Raw genomic sequence first — 19,453 nt, 5'->3', positions numbered from 1 at the left:
TTGTATACATTTCGCTCTACTCTGGGAAGGGGGTGAATCGGCGAATGAGGGAAATGAGCTATCAATCTTCTATGCAACACTCTCAACAACCGAAGCAATTTAGAGGAGGAGAAAAAAAGGTTATGAAAAAAAGATTAGCTATGTTGCTGTCCGTTGCTATGGCGTTCTCCATGTTCGCGAACGTAGCATTCGGTGCCGCAGAACTCACAACAGAACAGAAATACGAAGCATTGGTTAAAGATGGTATCTTTAACGGAATTCCAGGAAGCAACGATCCGCAATTGAACGTTCAAACTGACCGTGGTCAATTCGCTAAGATCCTTGCTCTTACAACTAACTTGGAGATCGTTAAAGACGCACCTCCAACATTCAAGGATCAAAACTATGCTAAGCACTGGGCTAAAGACTATGTAGAAGCAGTTAACAAAGCTGGCTACATGGGCGGTGTAGGCAATGACAAGTTTGACCTTAAAGGTAAGGTTACAGGCGAGCAAATGGCGAAAGCATTCGCAAAAGCTCTTGGTCTTGAAGAAGTTAAAGACGCTCCAGCAATCGACGGCGTAAGCAAATGGGCTTATGGCTGGGTTGCAGCTATGAAGGCAGAAGGCTATGACTTCTCCGTTAACGGCAAATGGAACGTTCCAGTAACTCGCGCTATCTTGGTTGATGCAGCATATGCTGTTCGTCAAGAAACTGGCGTAGTTGTAGAAAAAGTACAAGTAATCGATGCGAAGAACATCGAAGTTACTTTCTCTGACAAAGAAGTTGTTAAAGTAGCTCTTGACAAGGCACTTGTTGAAGGCCAAAAAACAACTGTTGAAGTAAACCACAAGGGTAAAACATACAAAGTAGACGTTACTCTTGAAGCAGTATCTGCTACTTCCAAGTTGGTAGGCGCTAAGAAAGTAGAAGTAACTTTCAACCGTGCGGTTGACACAGCTAAAGCTACTTTCGACGTGAAGAACTCCACTGGCGGAAAAGCAAACGTTGCTAAGGTAGCTTGGAACGATAACAAGACAGTTGCAACTGTTGAATTCGTTACTAACCTTATGAAAGGCGACTACACTGTAACAGTGAACGGCGTTTCTGAGAAAGCTGTTGACGCTGGTAAATTCAGCGTAGAAGCTGAAAAAGTAGCTAAGATTGAGTTCTTGTCTGACAAAGCTATCTTGCAAAAGGATCCTAAGGTAGTTACAACAGCATTCAAGATCACAAACCAGTACAACGAGGACATCACTAAGGCTAAAGCTTCTGGTCTGAATGTTCATGCTGGTCAACACACTGCTGTTGCAGATCCAAGCGGCGTAATTAAAATAACAAGCAAGACTGATTTCAAGAAGGACGAGAAGGTTGCTGTTAACGTTCTTGATGTTCAGTCCCAGCAGTTCGCAACTCAAGTGCTGACTGTGTCTGATCAAGCTGGCGTAGCTGAAATCAGCGCTACTGGTCTTTATAACATCGATAAGAAGGAATTGACAGCTGGTGAAGCAGCTCCAGAAAACTGGGCGATCGTTCTTGATGCTAAGGATCAATACGGAAACGTAATTACGGATCCACAAGTTATTAAAGACAACATGCTCATCGCAGTTTCAAATCCTACTGTAGTTGACGCAACTTACACTGATGTCAAAACTATGACAATCGATGGTGTGAACAAGCTTGTTCTTCCATTGAAGCTTGCAGCTAATGCAACTTCGGTAAATGCTGGTACATCTACTATTACATTGTTCTCCAAGACATCTCCTGCTCGCGTTAGCTATGATGTTGTCGTTAAGGAAGCTGTAACAGTTGATTCCATCTCTCTTGGAACTCCAGCAGTTGCTGTAGTAGGTGAAAAGACTGAGATTCCGTTCACTGCAGTTGACCAATTCGGAAACGAAATCACAGATGCGGCTAAACTTAATGCTGGCTTCTTAAGCTTGACTGCAGCAAATGCAACAGCTGATCCTGTATTTGAGCAAGACTATGTAACTAAAAAAGCAAAACTTTACGTTACACCGGCTGCTGAAGGTACAGTATTCGTCAACGCATATACGAAAAAAGGTAAACCAGCTCAAACATCTTTCAGTGCGGTAGCTAAAGCTGAAGGTAAAGTGGTTTACGGTACTAAAGACTTCGTATCCAACTTTGCAGAAACTGCAACTGGCACATTGAAGTCTGGCAACCTCAAAGTTCAAGACCAATACGGTCGCGACTTTGACTTCGCTAAAGCAGGCTACAAGGTGAACGTAGAATCTTCTAACGGAGCAGTTGTTGCATTGACTGGCTCTGAAATTGCAACCGGCAAAGAAGTAACATTTACAGCTAATAAGCCTGGTAGCTCCACTATCACTTTGACTCTGGTCGATGCTAAAGGTAATGTGGTTGAGGGTAGCCAATTCTCATTCACTTCCCGTGTAGTTTCTAAAGCAGATGTCAAGAGCTATGAAGTAGCTGACATGGGTAAACTTTACAACGGCGGTGGTGCTAAGTACGCTGTAGGAGTTACAGTTAACGGCGTGCTCGAAGATGGAACTAAGGTTGCTATTCCAACTACAAGCTATAAAGTTAACCCAGCGAACAGTGGTCTGACATTGAATGGTGAAGGTAAGCTTGAAGCTAATTTCGATAAAGATGACTTCACTAATGGTGAACTGAAGAAGACTGTTGTAGTTGCTGTATACGGCGCAAATACATTTGAAAACATTCAAAAGGAACTGGTAGTTTCGAATGTTAAGCCTACAGCGACTAAAGTTGAACTGAAAGACGGTTCTGCAACGAGCGCTAAGAAAGTAGCAGCTGATACAATCACTGTTAAAGCTGCAGATGCTAGAGACGCTCAGAAACTTGCTAATGATATCGTTAAAGTAACTGACCAATACGGTGTAGAACTTGCTGCAAATCCGTTCCCAATGGTTGGTAACATCAAAGATGAGAAAGGTAACAAACAAGAGCTGTCAGCTGTAACTGAAGGCTCCACTTATGTTCTGAACCTTCTCTTTGATAACGCAGTTAGCATCACAGTTAACGTTATCGTTACTAAATAATTAACGTAACTTAGAAAAAGAGCTGGGATTTATCCCAGCTCTTTTTTTGTGTCAATATTGTCATCTAACTTTAAGCAACTTTTATCCATTCTAGTCGTCTTACATTATATAATTGTATATATTAAAAGATTTACCAGAAAGGATGAAAAGCTTGAAACTGAAACGTACTGTATTGTTGTTGACTGCATCTGCTATGTTAATGTCCTTCTCAGTGGGCGGCTTAGCACCATCAACCGCACATGCTGCATCAGGAATTACGAATCCTGTATACGAATCACCTAATTTGCAATCTATATACATAACGAAGAACAGTTATATTCAGATTAAGGATCCGGAAATGAGCTACACCGGAAATGACAAAACTGTATATTTTACTTTTGCAATACATAACGGAGAGAAGTCCTCGCTTGATTTCAAGGATTACTGGGTCAGGGTAACTGATGTATTAGGTTCCAATTATACTCCAGTCATCAATCCGGCTGATGCTAAGAAAAGCAAGATAGCACCGAATACGACTGAAGGTATTCAATTTTCAGTCAAGGTAAATCCTAAAACAAACTTATCTGATCTAAGATTTAAAGTTGTAAAATGGAATTTCAGCATGCCAGGTTATGAGCAAGCGCTAGGAACGATTGCTGTGCCTGCGAAATTCTCAACGGTTGTACCGTACGGTAGAAGCAAGGTAATAACGCAGAAAGATCTTAAGCTCAAAACAGTAGCTTCCAGTCTTCAATTAGTGAAGGTAGGTCAGGTGACTGAAGGAACAATGTCACTTGCGATAGAGAACATTAGTAACAATAATGCGAAGCTTCCAGAGATGAATTATTATCTGAAGAGCTCGGAAGGCAAGTTCTATAAACTAGATGCTGACATAGCCGCGGGTACAGAAATTGCACCTAACGAGCAGAAGAATATCAATCTCTATGCTAAACTGCCTACTCAAAATCGTGGCGTAACCTATCAATTGTATGTTACATCGAAAGACGGTGAAAATAACACCGAAGTTCCGCTTGGTTATTATGGTACGATCATTAAAGCTGACGAACATGTATATACCAAACCAGGCGCCAAGAAAATCGTCCATATCAATGATGTTAGTGTAGCGACACAGATCGTAGATTCTATGGTTGATACATCTGGTGATACGAAAAATATTAACATTACGTTGAAATTCGAGAACATTGGTAAGAAGGCTGTATCGTTGCCGGCTTATCAATACAGCATCATGACATCAGAAGGTATTGTATATCCTATGAAAGCTGATGAGATGAAGGAAGAGATTCTTCCTGGCATGCAGGCTCAGGTTAATATGTCAGTGGGTATTCCTAGTACAGCTAACAAAGATGGTCTAAAGCTTCTGGTTCAAAAGGCTAAGGAAGAGAACAAAAAGAATGACTATCTCGTCGCAATCTATCAAGTTCCTGCGATGAATGAAGGAAGTTCATCAGGCAACACAACAACATTGAAGAATAAGGACGGCGTATATGAAGTGAAGGTAGATAAGCTTCAGCGCTTGCCTTGGGAAGATACAGATATATTGAATGCAATTATTGAAGTTACGAATAAAGGCACAGCAGACGCCTCAGTACCGAATATTAAAGGATATATGGTTCTGAACGGTAATAAGATGGACGAAAAGTCTGTCCACTTAATAAAGCCTGCAAATAAGCTCAGTATAAAGCCTGGTGAGACGATCCAAATGGTGATGTCAAGCAAGGTTCCATACAATTATGATTACAGCAACGTGTCTGTTGTACTGTCCAACGTGCTGAGTGAAACAAGTAGCAGCACTATTGGAAGATTCTCGCTGACAGGAAGTAAATTCACGTATATGCCATACCTGCAAAATCATCAGCCGTACCTGATTGCGAACAGCGGCAGACAGTCGCAAGTCAATATTATGAACTATTCTGTATATGAAGGAAAAGAAACAGATCTGTTGTATGTTGACTTTAAGCAAACGAATCAGGAAACACGGATGAACGCACTTCCAAGAATGTCGGCATACTTCATCGCAGAGGATGGCACTTATATTCCAGCTAAGTTCGAGTATGCGAAAAATAAGATCAGTTCGACTGGATCAGCACTAGTAGCCATAACTGCGAATATTCCTAAATCCGTTTCTAAGGAAAAGATAAGACTATATGTCGGTGAAGCTATTACAGGAGCTGAATATACGACTGGAGAAGCACAGCCGGATGGTATCGTAAATGTGAAGGAATACATTCTTCCTCAGCAATCAACAACAGTATTGACGGATCTGAAGGGTCTATCTTTCAATCCATATACATTAGATGTGAATAAGCTTAGCGTATCCGTTCCTTCTAATGATCAGTTCAACATTGAATTCAGCTACAACATGAAGATGTCTACACCATATGAAGAGGTAGCTAACTCTAGTCACAAGATTGTATTCGAAATCGTAGATGGAACGCGCACATTTGAGAAATCTTATACAATTGGAGGAAGCGAGTCGGAATCGATGCCTACAGGTGAAGACAAGAAGCATACCGTTACATTCGAAGGCAAAGATGTAATCAATGTTCTCTATAAAGGCTACAACATCAACATTTACGATGAGATTAATGGACATCGTAAATTACTGGGAACTAAAGAGATTGCAGCTTACAGAAGTATTATTCCTATAAACTAGTTAATGAAGGATGTAAATATGAAACAATCGAAGAAAATCATATTCACAGCCGCGGTGCTTAGCGGCGGCATATTGATGGGCAGTTTGATGAACATAAACGCATGGAGTACGGCAGGTGCTGAACCAGGCAATGCACAGGACCCGCTCGTGACGAAAAGTTATGTAGATCAATTGTTTGCGAAGCTGAGCGGCGGCAATGGCGGCAACGGCGGTGGAACGAGCGACAATGGTTCAGCTGGCGGAAGTGCGACAGCTGACAAGATGGAGATCGTGACGATCAAGCCAGGGCAGCAGATAATTGCGAACGGCGGAGCCGAGTTCGTGGTCCGCGCCGGCAAGTCCGAGATCTATAGTGCGGATGCAAGCGGAGTATCTGACTTGACCGACGGCGTGGACTTGTTGAATGGCGCAGATGTGCCGAAGAACCATCTGCTGCTGTTCCCACGCGACGGGCGCGGCATTACAGCGAAGGATACGCCTAAGAACAGTGTCGTCGTCATGGTTCGTGGTGGATACACCATTAAGAACATTGCGACGGATGAAGCAGTTAAGCCATAGTATGGCGAGATAGTACAGCAATTATTCATGTGATGTGTAGAAGAGCGGCCTTGGAGCCGCTCTTTCTTATGTGCGCCCAGCATGGGCGCTATCTATAGGGTTCAAGTCCCGAATGGTGAAGGCAGTAGTAGCCATAGCTTAAGACAAGGGTGTCCACCGTGAGGTGGAATCTAAAGGAAGTCGGCGGCAAATCTCCGGTCTGAGGAACACGAACTTCATATAAGGCTAGCATATGTTGGACGAGGCTGCATAACAAGCTAAAGTCCTTACTGCCGAAGGCATATGAGAGTAAATGAAGCAGATGGATGGAGAGGAAGATAGCGTTCTTACCTGGGGAGATCTGTATGCACGCAGAATGATTCTGTAAATCTGCTTGGGAAAGCAGACTGAGCATACAGAAGTCAGCAGAGGTCATAGTACATCCGTTGTGACGACAACGGATGAAAGGGCCGAACATGGTATAGGAATTGAACAGCTTGGATTTCGGATGCGGGTGAAGAAAGCAGACAATCTCCTAGTTTTTTTTTCGGGAGACCTATCTGGAGAAAGTAGCGGTGAATACGCGAGGGTATCCAGAAGGGCTGAGCTCGCGACGGCATGAACAGAAGAACAATTCACGTAAGGAGTATATTTCAAATGATGGAGCAGTTGCTTTCACGGGAAAACCTGCTATCCGCACTGAAACGTGTAGAAGCGAATAAGGGAAGCCATGGAGTAGATGGAATGGGCGTAAAGGATTTACGACCTCACATCCTGCAACATTGGCACTCTATTCGCCAAAGCTTGAAACAGGGAACCTATGAACCAAGTCCAGTCCGTCGGGTCGAAATCCCGAAACCGAATGGCGGAACGAGGTTATTAGGTATCCCGACCGTGATGGATCGATTCATCCAACAGGCGATTACACAAGTATTGACGCCGATGTTTGACCCCAAATTTTCCGAGCATAGTTATGGGTTTCGTCCGAATAGACGAGGACATGACGCGGTAAGGAAAGCGAAACAATTCATGCAAGAAGGATGCCGAATTGTGGTGGATATCGATCTAGAGAAATTCTTTGATCGGGTCAACCATGACCGACTCATGGCAAGGTTGGCAGAACGAATTGCAGACAAAACACTATTAAAGCTAATCCGCAAATATCTGCAATCTGGCGTACTTATAGATGGGCTTGTCCAAGCAACAACAGAGGGAACTCCGCAAGGAGGACCGCTTAGTCCGCTGCTATCCAACATTGTATTAGATGAATTGGATAAGGAATTGGAGAAGCGGAAGCTCAAATTTGTAAGGTATGCAGATGACTGCAATATCTATGTGAAGACATGGAAAGCAGGGAATCGGGTAAAGCGATCCGTAACGAGCTTCATCGAGAAGAAGCTAAAGCTGAAGGTGAACGAAGCTAAGAGTGCAGTTGATAGGCCGTGGAAACGCAAGTTTCTCGGATTTAGCTTTAGTGTGGATAGAGAATATCTGAAGGTGAGGATATCTAAGGAATCGATGCAACGCGTGAAAGCAAAGATTAGGGAGTTGACCTCTCGGAAAAGTCCGATCTCAATGGAAACGCGTATACGGGAGCTAAACCAATACCTGACGGGATGGTGTGGGTACTACGCATTGGCAGACACTCCATATCCGTTTAGGGAACTCGATTCATGGATACGAAGAAGGATGCGCATGTGCGTTTGGAAGCAATGGAAGTTGCCAAGAACCAAGGTGAGGAATCTGCAAGTATTAGGCATTCCGAAGCAAAGGGCACGGAAATGGGGAAATACAAGGAAGAAATACTGGCGAATCGCTCAAAGTCCGATTCTGAGTCAGGCGCTGAGCAATGAATATTGGGCTAAGCAAGGACTAAGAAGCTTGTCAGAAAGATATAAACTCCTGCGGAATATACCGTGAACCGCCGTATACCGAACAGTACGTACGGTGGTGTGAGAGGACGGGGGCTAGGCGCCCCCTCCTACTCAATTTCAGCCAAAGGGGACATTATTTCCTACGGGTGTGGTTAGGGCGTTCGCGCATACTAACAACATTACTTCATTTAACATATAACATACCTAAATAAGGAGAGAAATCCCCATGGCTAATAAGAAGCTTGTCCCTGCAAGCAAAGATGCACTTTATAGAATGAAATATGAAATTGCAGCAGAATTCGGATTGCCAGTCGCACAACAGCGAGTTCAAAATGGCTTTGGAGATACAGAGTTCGCTGGAGAACTTGGCTCGATCTCATCTTCTGGATATGGAGTGTCATCCCACGAATACTGGGGTCACATGTCTTCACGTGATGCTGGTTCAGTAGGCGGCGAGATCACGAAGCGTTTAGTAGCTCAAGGCGAACAATTATCCAAATCCTAATTCCGAATATTAAGAAATATCTGGACAAGTAATTTATGGTGGTTACATTGACACTTACTATCAAATGCAGTAATATGAATTTTCGAAGGCTGGTATAACAACCTTTTCCACAGTGGAGAAGGTTCGTTTTTTGTCTAGAGTTTCCATCATGGAACGCTCACATTTTTGGTATGGGGGGTAGAGTCCAATGTCTATTAAAGGACGCCATTTGTTCACTTCCGAATCCGTCACTGAAGGACATCCAGATAAGATCTGCGATCAGATATCAGATGCGGTATTGGACGCCTTTCTGGCAAACGACCCGAATGCTCGGGTTGCGTGCGAAGTATCCGTTGCTACAGGCCTAGTGCTTGTAATCGGAGAAATTAGCACCACAGCCGATTATGTTGACATTTCATCCATCGCGCGCGAAACGGTGAAAGAGATCGGATATACACGCGCGAAGTATGGTTTTGATTATAAGACATGCGCGGTGTTGACTTCATTAAATGAACAATCGCCTGACATCGCACAAGGAGTTAACTCAGCGATCGAGACGCGTACTGAAGATGCTAAGAGTGAAACGGATAATATCGGTGCTGGAGACCAAGGTCTCATGTTTGGTTTCGCAACGAACGAAACACCGGAATTAATGCCGCTTCCAATCTCATTATCTCATCGTCTTGCTCGTCGCTTGTCTGAAGTCCGCAAAGACGGCACATTGGACTACCTCCGTCCGGATGGTAAGACACAAGTAACGATCGAATATCAAGACGGCAAACCAGTTCGTGTAGATACGATTGTTGTTTCAACACAGCACGCTGAAGATGTATCGTTGGAGAAGATCCAAGCTGATATTCGCGAGCATGTTATTAATCCGGTTGTTGCAAGTGATTTGATTGATGAGAAGACTCGTTTCTTCATCAACCCTACTGGACGTTTCGTTATCGGCGGACCTCAAGGGGATGCAGGCTTGACTGGACGTAAGATCATTGTTGATACGTACGGCGGCTATGCGCGTCATGGCGGCGGTGCATTCTCCGGCAAGGATCCAACGAAGGTTGACCGTTCAGCGGCATATGCAGCTCGTTATGTAGCGAAGAACATCGTCGCTGCTGGACTAGCTGACAAGTGCGAGATCCAATTGGCATATGCAATCGGTGTAGCACAACCAGTGTCCATTAACGTCGACACTTACGGTACAGGCAAGGTGGAAGAGGAGAAGCTTGTAGAACTCGTTGAGAAGCACTTCGACCTTCGTCCTGCAGGCATCATCAAGATGCTCGACCTACGCAAACCAATCTATAAGCAAACAGCCGCATACGGTCATTTTGGCCGTACTGATGTTGACCTCCCTTGGGAGCGTGTTGACAAGGCTGAGCAGCTTCGCGCAGAAGCTGGCCTATAAGCAATAAGATACGACCTCTGTCCTGTAATGGGACAGAGGTTTTATTTTGCCCAGAATAAAGGAATAACTCTAAACTTTCACCTCCCCGAAGCCGAAAAATATAGTACGAGTGTCTTTTCGGAAGGGGAATTCATAATGAAGCGTACATTGTCCATCGTCTTGGCGATGATGTTGTTTATGCAAGGGATAGTTGGCGGTACGGTAGCAGCTAAACCGATAACAGATATTGGTGAAGTTCAAGTGCTCGCAGCAGGTCCAAGTCTGACAGAAACATACCCGGAAACAGGCATGAAGAATATTTCGCCTCAATCTTCATTTTCCATGGTATTTAGTGAACCTGTAAAAGCAGACTCTGGAAATATAACCGTGTATGATGCAACATCACAAACAGCAATTCAAGTTATTAAAGCAGGCGATGTATCGATTAATGGCAATATCGCTAGATTTACTGTCAGCGAGCTGAAGCATGATAAAACATACTACATAACCGTAGACAATAATGCATTTCTGAATTATAGCAATCAGCCATACGTTGGTATATCGACACCTAGCCAATGGCTATTTGAGACAGGCCCTGCTACAAGCAGTAATCCGATTCTCGTGACGGACAAGAAGCCGTTAGGATATGGAGTACCGGTAAACACGGCCTTAACGATCACCTTTAATCAGGAAGTGTTGGCGAACAAGGGACAGATCTTGATCAAGAAGGGCGGTCAAGTAGAGACCTCTATTCAAGTGCCTAGTCCTAGTAATGTTAGTGGCTGGGGTACGAATACGTTGACGATTACCGGACTTAATTTGCAGCATGGGACGGATTACTCCATAGAGATCACACCAGATGCGATCATGGATCGCTCGGGCAAGCCATTTTCAGGACTCAATGATTGGACCTTTAAAACAGTGTCTGCTAATAATACACCTCCACAGCTGCAGGGCACTTTCCCTCAACATCTTGCGGGAGGGGTTGTCCTTGGCTCTGAGCTAATCATGCGAATGGATTTCAATGAGCCTATAACGGTAGGCAGCGGTAAGATCCAGATCAAGCGCATGAGTGATAATACGACTAAAGATATCATGGTTCCATCGAATGATGTATCGGTATCAGGCAATACGGCCACGATTCGTGTCAGAGGCCTAGAGAAAAATACGGAGTATTATGTTTTAGCTGATTCAGGAACATTTTATGATTCTGATATGACTCCGTTCGCTGGAATCCAGAATTCCAACGTATGGCGATTCACTACCGAAGCTGGCAGCAATCAGAGCCCCATTACAGTAACAAGCTTATCACCTGCCAATAACTCGACTGGGGTATCCAAGAAGCCAACCTTAAAGATGGTATTCAACAAAGAAGTTTATCTTGGAAATGGCTATATCACCGTCTATCAGGGTACGAATGCCGTACAGCAGCACAAGGCGACATCTGCGAATGTAAAGGGTGGAGGCAGTAATACAATCGAGATTGCTCTTAATGAGCTGGAAGATAATAAAACCTATTATGTGCAAGTGGATCGCGGAGCCTTCCGAGATAGCTACAATAATGAATTCAACGGCATTAAAGATAGTACAACCTGGACATTCCGGGTATCGTCAGATACGAGTGCACCTGCGATCTCATCCGTATATCCCGCAGATAATGCAACGAATGTACCGCTGAATACGGAACTGATCATGACCATGAATAAGGATGTCGCGATTGCTAACGCAAGTGGAATCGTGTTAAAACGCAGCAACGGAAGTGCTGTATCTGTAGATGTGTCAGTGAGTTCATCTGATAAACGACAAGTGCATATTAAGCCGCGATCTCCGCTCTCCTCTGGTACGTCCTATACGGTGAGCATTGCACAAGGGGCCTTGAAGGACTTGTCGGGCAATCCATACCCAGGAATGACGAATGCCTGGACATTTAAGACCCTTATACCGGATACGGTAGCTCCAGTTCTTGAATCGGCAGTGATGGCAAAATCAGATATGATTGAATTGACTTACAGCAAAGACCTGGACAGCTCAAGCACACCTTATCTGGCCAGCTTCAAAGTAACAGTCAATGATGAAGAACGCCCTCTGGTAGGCGTTACGGTCCAAGGTAAGAAAGTGAGCATTTTCATGCAGAGCGGAATCGCCACTGGTCAAGTTGTAAAAGTCTCTTATACACAGGGCAGCATCCCGTTAAAGGATGTAAACGGCAACCGCGCCGCGAGCTTCTCATCGCGCGAGGTAACGAATAATGTGGAAACCTCGTCGAATAAGATTACTTCGGTTACGGTGATGGGCACCATTATACAAGTTACATTCAACGAGTGGCTGAAGGAGCTGGACAGCCGCGGGACTTCACAATTCACAATTATGGTGGATGGTGTAAAATACACTCCGGTTAGTGCGACTGCAGCTAACAGCACGTTGCTGTTAACTTTGAATACGCCAGTTACAGATGGACAGGTTGTGACCGTACAGTATACGCCTGGTTCTTATCCGTTGACGGATCGCAACAATGCTAATATATCAGCGTTCGGACCTGTATACGCCCGTAATAGTGTAGATACGAAGCCGCCGGTTCTCGTCTCGACAGTCGTTGACGGTTCTCGCTTGGTTCTGAACTATAATGAGGGCTTGCATCCAGACTTCGTGCCGATGAAGAGCTTCTATTCGGTACTCGTTAATGATAAAGCGCGTTATGTCAACAAGGTAGACATTAGAAACAACCAGGTCATCTTGACACTAAGTTCAGCAGTCACATCTAAAAATGATATCGTAACCTTATCTTATGTGCCTGGAATTCCACGGTTGATGGACTTGTCAGGCAATCAAGCGCCAGCATTCAACATGATTCCTGTAGGAATTACGACGGATACCTCTTATCCACAAGTGGATAAGGCAAGTGTAGACGGGAACCAGGTCACGCTGCTCTTCACGAAGCAGTTGGATCATTACTCGGTTCCTTCAGCAGGCTCCTTCACAGTACGAACGGATTATGCCAAGAGCACCGTACGTTCGGTGCAGGTAAACAATTCAACCGTGACTCTAACGCTGGCACAGCCAATAGCATTTGGCGAGACAGTGTATGTGACTTATAGCGCGCCAAGCTCTAACTATTTGCAGGATATGAGCGGTAATAAGGTAAGAGGGTTCACTTCTTTGAAGGTGACGAACTCATCGATAGATGGCGGCGGTTCTTCTGGCACCCTGCCAAGCAATACGAAGGAAGCTTCGTGGAGCTTATTCCTGAAAGATATGCTATTGGTAGATACGGCAGCCGCAAAGAAGACGACGGACCGCTCGTTGTCAGGTCAGTATGTAAACCGATACAGTGTAGACGATGCTCATTGGAAGACTGCACTAGAATATGCATCTCGCAATGGAGTAGAGGCTGTAGTTCTGGATCTGTCTGAAAATGAGAAGGCGGCTCTTGTTGCGATACCAATGAGATCTCTTGAGGAGATGGCTCGCAAAGACAAAGAATTAAAGATTGGTTTGCGCTATGGAGATTGGTTGTATACGGTCGCGTTGAAGGATCTGGACTTTGCATCTATCAATCGTCAGCTAGGAACGTCATCTGCTAGCGCGACGCTGCTGTTCCAGATGGAGAAGCAATCTTCGCAGCAGGCATCGGGATTGTCGAATGCAATCCGCAATGCTTCAGGCTCCGTCATTGTAGAGCCGCATGAGTTCCAGCTATCGGCTTATACGAGTTATCCTAGTGCCAAGGCCGTGACATTAGATACGAAGACGCACATTAGCTATCGTACGACTCAGTCTATTGCCGCAGAGAAAACATCAGCGGTTCGATTGGATCAGGGATCCTCTGGACAGATTGCCTATATACCGACAACGGTAAAAGATGAAGGCAGCGTCAGTGTTGTGAACAGCCAGATGCCGAAGAATGGCGCGCTTGCGATCGCGCGCAGCAACCGCAGCTTCTCCGATGTGGGCGGTCACTGGGCTGCGAGCGACATCAACGCGCTCGCGGGTCGCTTTATCGTCGACGCGCGCAGCGGCGGCAAGTTTGAGCCGAACAAGCCTATTACAAGAGGCGAGTTCGCAGTCTTTGTGTCGAAGTCGCTTGGTCTAGACGGCAACGTGGATTCTGCGAAACGATTCCGTGATGTGAATCCGACTTCGGCCGCCGCGCCTTACATTGGCGCAGCCGTTAAGGCGAATATCATTACAGGCTTCACGGATGGTACCTACAAGCCGGACAGCCTGATCACACGAGAGCAAATGGCGCTCATGATGAACCGCGCCATGATTGCTGCTGGCAAGCCAGTAACTTTGAACGGATCCGTAAGCAGCTATATTAGCGGCTTCAAAGATTACAAGAGCATCAATGTATCGTCTCAAGATGCTGTCGCTAAGATGGTGCAGGCAAACATCATTCAAGGGATGACAGGCAATAAATTTGGTCCTAAGGAGAACGCGACACGAGCTCAAGCGAGCATTATGATTCGACGTATGATGCAGCAACTTAACTATATTTAAAGAATGATAGAGGACAAGCACTATCCTAACTTCTTAGTGAAGAAGGATGGTGCTTTTCTTGTGATATACGAGCAGTTCCATGAATTACATAGGCTGAAAACGCAACTTTTATCTATCGAAAGGAGTCTATTTAAATAGGAAAATGCACAATTTGGTAGAATTATTGCTAGCGAAATAGAGTTAAAGTTGTGGGGAGAGGCGGCTTTAACTAGATTATCCGTTGCTTGGCTTGGGAGAGCAGGAAGCGACAACTTGGGGAGTGAATGAAACGAAATGTCTTTCAATGCAAATGTAGAAACGAAGAAAACACGCCATCCAAAGTGGCTTATACTATTGCTCACTGGAGCGATGCTATTATCACCGCTCTACGGCTTTACAGGCACGGTTCATGCGTCTGGAGATGAACAATCGCAGCCAGCACTGACCGCTGCAGCGACTGCACCTGCATTGAAACAGGTTGATGAGGAAATCATCACTTCTGGCGCACGCTTAGTCAAGTATCAATATACAACACCGCGTGCTGGCAAATCAGTACCCGTGAATATGAATGCGATAGTAGTAGACTTATCAAACCCTTATGTAAAGCTCGATACGATGAATGGACAGCAAGGCAAGCTGAATTCGAATCAGAGTGTTGTTGGCATGACCAAGGATACCGGCGCAGTAGCAGGTATAAATGGCGACTACTTCACCATGAATTTGGAGGGCGCACCGCTTGGAGGCGACATAACAAGTGGAGAAATGATATCAAGTCCTTCGGACCTAAAGGGTATGTATGCATTTGCAGTTACAGAGGACGGTAAGCCTGTTATTGATGAATATGAATTCGAAGGAACAGCACGCGGCTCTAACGGAGAAACATTCCCGTTGGCGGGCATTAATAAGGCAACTTATATGACTGAGCCGGATAAGCAATATAGTCATGCAAACACAATGTACATCTACACAAGCGCGTGGAAGAACAAGGAACGTCCGAAGAACAGCTCCACAACACCAACGGAAGCGCTCGTGCAGAATGGCGTTGTCACGGACTTCTCAGACGGCTCCTCGCTTGATATGAGCGTGCCAGAAGGAGCATACATACTGCGTGGCCATGGGAAGGCTGCAGAGTATATGCGTCAGAATATGCAGGTCGGCATGCCTGTGGCGGTAGACTATCATTTAGTCTCTGAAACTACTGGAAAGGAAGTAGATCCAGACTCGTTCCAGATGATGATAGGAGGGCACACACTGCTTGTACAAGACGGCAAAGCGTCTTCGTTCACACGTGACACGGGCTCGATCAGCGGTGATGCTGCGCGCGCTCGTACTGCAGTAGGCTACTCGAAGGATAACCGCTATGTATATATGGTAACCGCTGAGAAGAATGATAACAGCAGCGGTTTGACGCTGAAAGAGTTTCAGCAAGCTCTTGTCCAGATGGGAGTATGGAAAGCAGTTAACCTGGATGGCGGCGGCTCCACACAGATGGTGACTCGACCGCTTGGAGATACGGATACAAAGTTGACGCACAACACAGAGGATGGCGCTTCACAACGCAGGGTTGTTAATGGTCTGGGTGTGTTCTCTATTGCTCCTAAAGGTGAAGTCAAAGGGATGCAGTTGTCTGGACCTAACCGCCTCTTTATCGGACAGAATGCCAATTACAGCTTCAAGGCGTATGACCAATACTACAACCCAGTGGATTCTAATAATATGGATGTGAAATGGAGCGCTTCTGATGATAGAGTAGCGTGGAATGGAACTTCCTTTACGGCGAAGAAATCTGGTAAGACGCAAGTCATTGCCAAGTCAGGCAATGCGACAAGCAAGAAGGACGTTGAAGTAATCGGCTCGGCTCAGATTAAGGAAATGTCTATTGGTGCAAGCGGCGGACCTCTGCAGGCCGGCGCTAAGATCGCTGTGCCGGTAAAGGTGAAGCTGATGGACGGTTCTACTGCAACTCTGCCTAATGAATCTATCAAGTGGGAATTCCAAGGCTTCAGCGGCAGTGTAACTGACGGAGTCCTGACGATCGATGCAGTCTCCGACAACACGAAGGTTGGATACGCCTTTGCCAGCTATGACGGAGTGAAGACGATGATTCCACTCACACTCAGCTCTGAGCAGATGGTAGACAATTTCAATAAATCTACAATTAAGCCTAGCTTCGCTGGATTGCCGAAGGAGTCGACGTTCGGTGAAGCGTCAATCGTTAGCGGTTATGACGGACGGGAAGCCGCAGATAAGGTGGTTAAGCTGTCGTACGACATGACAGGCGACACTGCCGACAAATTCGCTTATGCGATGCTGAATGGGGCAACAGGCATCAAGCTTCCTGCGGGAACGACATCCTTTTCGGTGGATGTTTACGGTGATAACAGCAATAACTGGCTGCGAGCCAAGCTGGTAGATGCAAATGGCAAGCAGCATCTCGTAGATGTGGCCAATGTGATCAACTGGGATGGATGGCAAACGTTCGAGGTAGATGTAGCCTCATTAGGAGTGCCTGGACCAGTAACATTGGAGCGTTTGTACGTGGTTAATCTCGCAGCGGGCCAAGATGAGCGTTCTTCGGCAGGTGAAATTGCATTTGATAACATCAAAGCTAAGCTTCCAGCTGGAGGCTCTGTAGCGCTGCCTAAAGCCGAGATGAAGCTGACGGTCAACAGCAAGCAGGCGAAGGTCAACGACAAAGACGTCAAGCTGGATGTAGCGCCGATCGTATTGAACGGAACGACGTATGTGCCGGTTAAAGTCATCTTGGATGCATTTGGTGGGAACGCGACTTGGAATAATGAAGCGAAACGAGTAAGTATACTTCGCGGCGACAGTTACTTGGAGCTGAGAGTAGATCAAAAGACTTACTGGAACAATGGCAAACGATCAGAGTCTGAAGTAGCACCTATCATTCGATCGAACAGGACTCTAGTCCCTCTTCGACTCGTATCCGAACAATTAGGACTACAAGTGAATTGGGACCAAAAGACGAAGTCCATAACAATCCGTTAATATGGTATCATAATAGGAGAATTCAGCACCTATTCTCATGCAAGGGACGGAACCGTATTGGACAATCAAGTCGATGTTATTGATCGCGTGATTAAGAATGCCATTCAAGTGATGCAGGACAGTAAATATCAAATATTCGAGATTCTGGACTCTGCGCGAGACGAAGCAGCGACACTGCAGCATCAGATGCAAGAGATGCTGGAGGAGACGGGTCGTGTATGTGATAAAGTGGACGAGTTGGAGCTGAAATTTGGACTGGCTCGTCGACGACTTACTGAAGTCAGCCGCGAATTCATGAAGTATTCGGAAGAAGACAACAAGCAGGCTTATGAGAAAGCGACGGCGTTACAGGTAGAACTCATGATCTATAAAGAGAAGGAATCCTATCTGAAGGCTCGCCGTGAAGACTTACAGAAAAGACTGCGACATGTTGAAATGTCCGTTGAACGCGCTGAAATGATCGGCTCGCAGATGAATGTTGCACTTGAGTATTTATCAGGAGACTTGTCACAGGTCACTCGCATATTGGAATCAGCGAAGAATCGGCAGATGCTCGGCTTGAAGATCATCTTGGCGCAAGAAGAGGAGAGAAAACGGATTGCCCGAGAAATCCATGATGGTCCTGCTCAGTCGCTTGCCAATGTAGTTCTTAGGACGGAAATTGTGGAGAGGATGCTGAGTAAGCAGGAATTTGAAATGGCTCAGCACGAAGTAGTAGATCTAAAATCGCAAGTGCGAGCTGGGTTAGAGGAGATCCGTAAAACTATTTTCAACTTGAGGCCAATGGCTTTAGATGATCTGGGGCTTGTTCCAGCATTGCGCAAGTTCATTCATGACTTTGAAGATAGATTACAGATACACACCTCGTTTGACTTGAAAGGCAAAGAACGCCGGTTGAGCTCGGCCATGGAGGCGGCCATCTATCGGTTGGTTCAAGAGGCTTTCACGAATGCAGCCAAGCATGCGATTCCAACACACGTATTCTGTAAATTGTCTTATGAATATAAGGAAGTCAAGCTAGTTATTAAGGACAATGGCGTCGGATTCAATATGAAGAGTTTGGAATCTAAAGCCAAAGAACATTTTGGCCTGATCGGCATGCGCGAGCGTGTTGAACTGTTGGAAGGTGAGATCACTTTTCATTCGATCGAGAACGAAGGTACTGAAATCGTCATTGTCATTCCTACGAATGTAGATAAGGGAAAGGAGTAAACCTATGGACAGTCGTAAGTCGGGAAACAAAATCAAAGTACTCCTTGCTGACGATCACCAGCTATTTCGTGAAGGATTAAAGCGTATTTTAAATATGGAAGATGACCTGGAAGTTATCGGGGAATGCGGCGATGGCATTCAGGTGCTGGAATTCTGCAATCACATAGTGCCTGACGTCGTGCTAATGGATATTAACATGCCCGTAGAAAATGGTGTAATAGCTACAGAACGTATGCGAGACATATTTCCTAATGTAAAGATACTTATTCTATCTATCCATGATGATGAAAGCTACGTATTTGAAACTTTACGCAAAGGCGCATGGGGTTATTTGTTGAAGGATATGGAGGCTGAGGCCTTGATTAATGCGATTCGTTCAGTCGTGAACGGGTTCGCGTATATTCATCCAAAGGTCACGGGGAAATTGATTCAACAGCTGCGCCGCATGACATTATTGGATGCTGAAGGGGTCATGGAGCACGACACGGTACAAGATGCAGGTGTGCGTCTTAACAATGTGGAAGAGAATCCGTTGACTAGACGTGAAGCGGAAGTGCTTCGACTTATGGCAGAAGGCAAGAGCAATAAATTAATTGCCGAGTATCTATTTATCAGTGAAAAGACAGTTAAGAATCACGTTAGCAGCATCCTGCAAAAGATGGGTGTGGAAGATCGGACTCAAGCCGTTATCGGGTCCATTAAGAATGGATGGGTAACTCTATAAGCGGATTGCGGATGGAGAAGTACAACTCTTAAGAAAAAAATCAAAAAATGACGACGCTTGTCCGTCAC

At 45.3% G+C, this 19,453-nt stretch carries 10 protein-coding genes; all 10 read left to right on the top strand.

Annotated elements, in window-relative coordinates:
* The first annotated feature begins 122 nt into the window (after positions 1-122).
* Complete coding sequence (locus ACXX53_RS17270; protein ID WP_458569917.1) at positions 123-3,026, top strand: S-layer homology domain-containing protein; 2,904 nt, start codon at positions 123-125, stop codon at positions 3,024-3,026.
* Positions 3,027-3,177: 151 nt separating this feature from the next.
* Complete coding sequence (locus ACXX53_RS17265; protein ID WP_458569916.1) at positions 3,178-5,679, top strand: hypothetical protein; 2,502 nt, start codon at positions 3,178-3,180, stop codon at positions 5,677-5,679.
* Positions 5,680-5,697: 18 nt separating this feature from the next.
* Positions 5,698-6,237, top strand: a complete 540-nt coding sequence (locus ACXX53_RS17260) for a hypothetical protein (RefSeq protein WP_458569915.1) — start codon at positions 5,698-5,700, stop codon at positions 6,235-6,237.
* Positions 6,238-6,873: 636 nt separating this feature from the next.
* The gene (gene ltrA / locus ACXX53_RS17255; RefSeq protein WP_458569914.1) at positions 6,874-8,136 is read left to right on the top strand and encodes a group II intron reverse transcriptase/maturase; all 1,263 of its coding nucleotides are present in this window, start codon (positions 6,874-6,876) and stop codon (positions 8,134-8,136) included.
* A 180-nt stretch (positions 8,137-8,316) separates the two neighbouring features.
* Complete coding sequence (locus ACXX53_RS17250; RefSeq protein WP_458569913.1) at positions 8,317-8,595, top strand: small, acid-soluble spore protein, alpha/beta type; 279 nt, start codon at positions 8,317-8,319, stop codon at positions 8,593-8,595.
* Positions 8,596-8,782: 187 nt separating this feature from the next.
* Positions 8,783-9,982 carry a methionine adenosyltransferase gene (metK, locus tag ACXX53_RS17245; protein WP_458569912.1) on the top strand — a complete coding sequence of 400 codons (1,200 nt, stop codon included), beginning with the start codon at positions 8,783-8,785 and terminating at the stop codon, positions 9,980-9,982.
* A gap of 135 nt (positions 9,983-10,117) precedes the next feature.
* The gene (locus ACXX53_RS17240; RefSeq protein ID WP_458569911.1) at positions 10,118-14,458 is read left to right on the top strand and encodes an Ig-like domain-containing protein; all 4,341 of its coding nucleotides are present in this window, start codon (positions 10,118-10,120) and stop codon (positions 14,456-14,458) included.
* Between the two features lie 273 nt (positions 14,459-14,731).
* A complete protein-coding gene (locus ACXX53_RS17235; RefSeq protein ID WP_458569910.1) occupies positions 14,732-17,449 on the top strand; it encodes a stalk domain-containing protein in 2,718 nt (905 codons plus the stop codon).
* 57 nt (positions 17,450-17,506) lie between these two features.
* Positions 17,507-18,661 (top strand): sensor histidine kinase, encoded by a 1,155-nt coding sequence (locus tag ACXX53_RS17230; RefSeq protein WP_458569909.1) that lies wholly within the window; start codon positions 17,507-17,509, stop codon positions 18,659-18,661.
* 4 nt (positions 18,662-18,665) lie between these two features.
* Positions 18,666-19,385, top strand: a complete 720-nt coding sequence (locus tag ACXX53_RS17225) for a response regulator (RefSeq protein ID WP_458569908.1) — start codon at positions 18,666-18,668, stop codon at positions 19,383-19,385.
* The last annotated feature ends 68 nt before the right edge of the window (positions 19,386-19,453 follow it).

It is taken from the genome of Paenibacillus marinisediminis (assembly GCF_054343325.1).
This window is presented reverse-complemented; position numbering and strand designations above follow the sequence as displayed.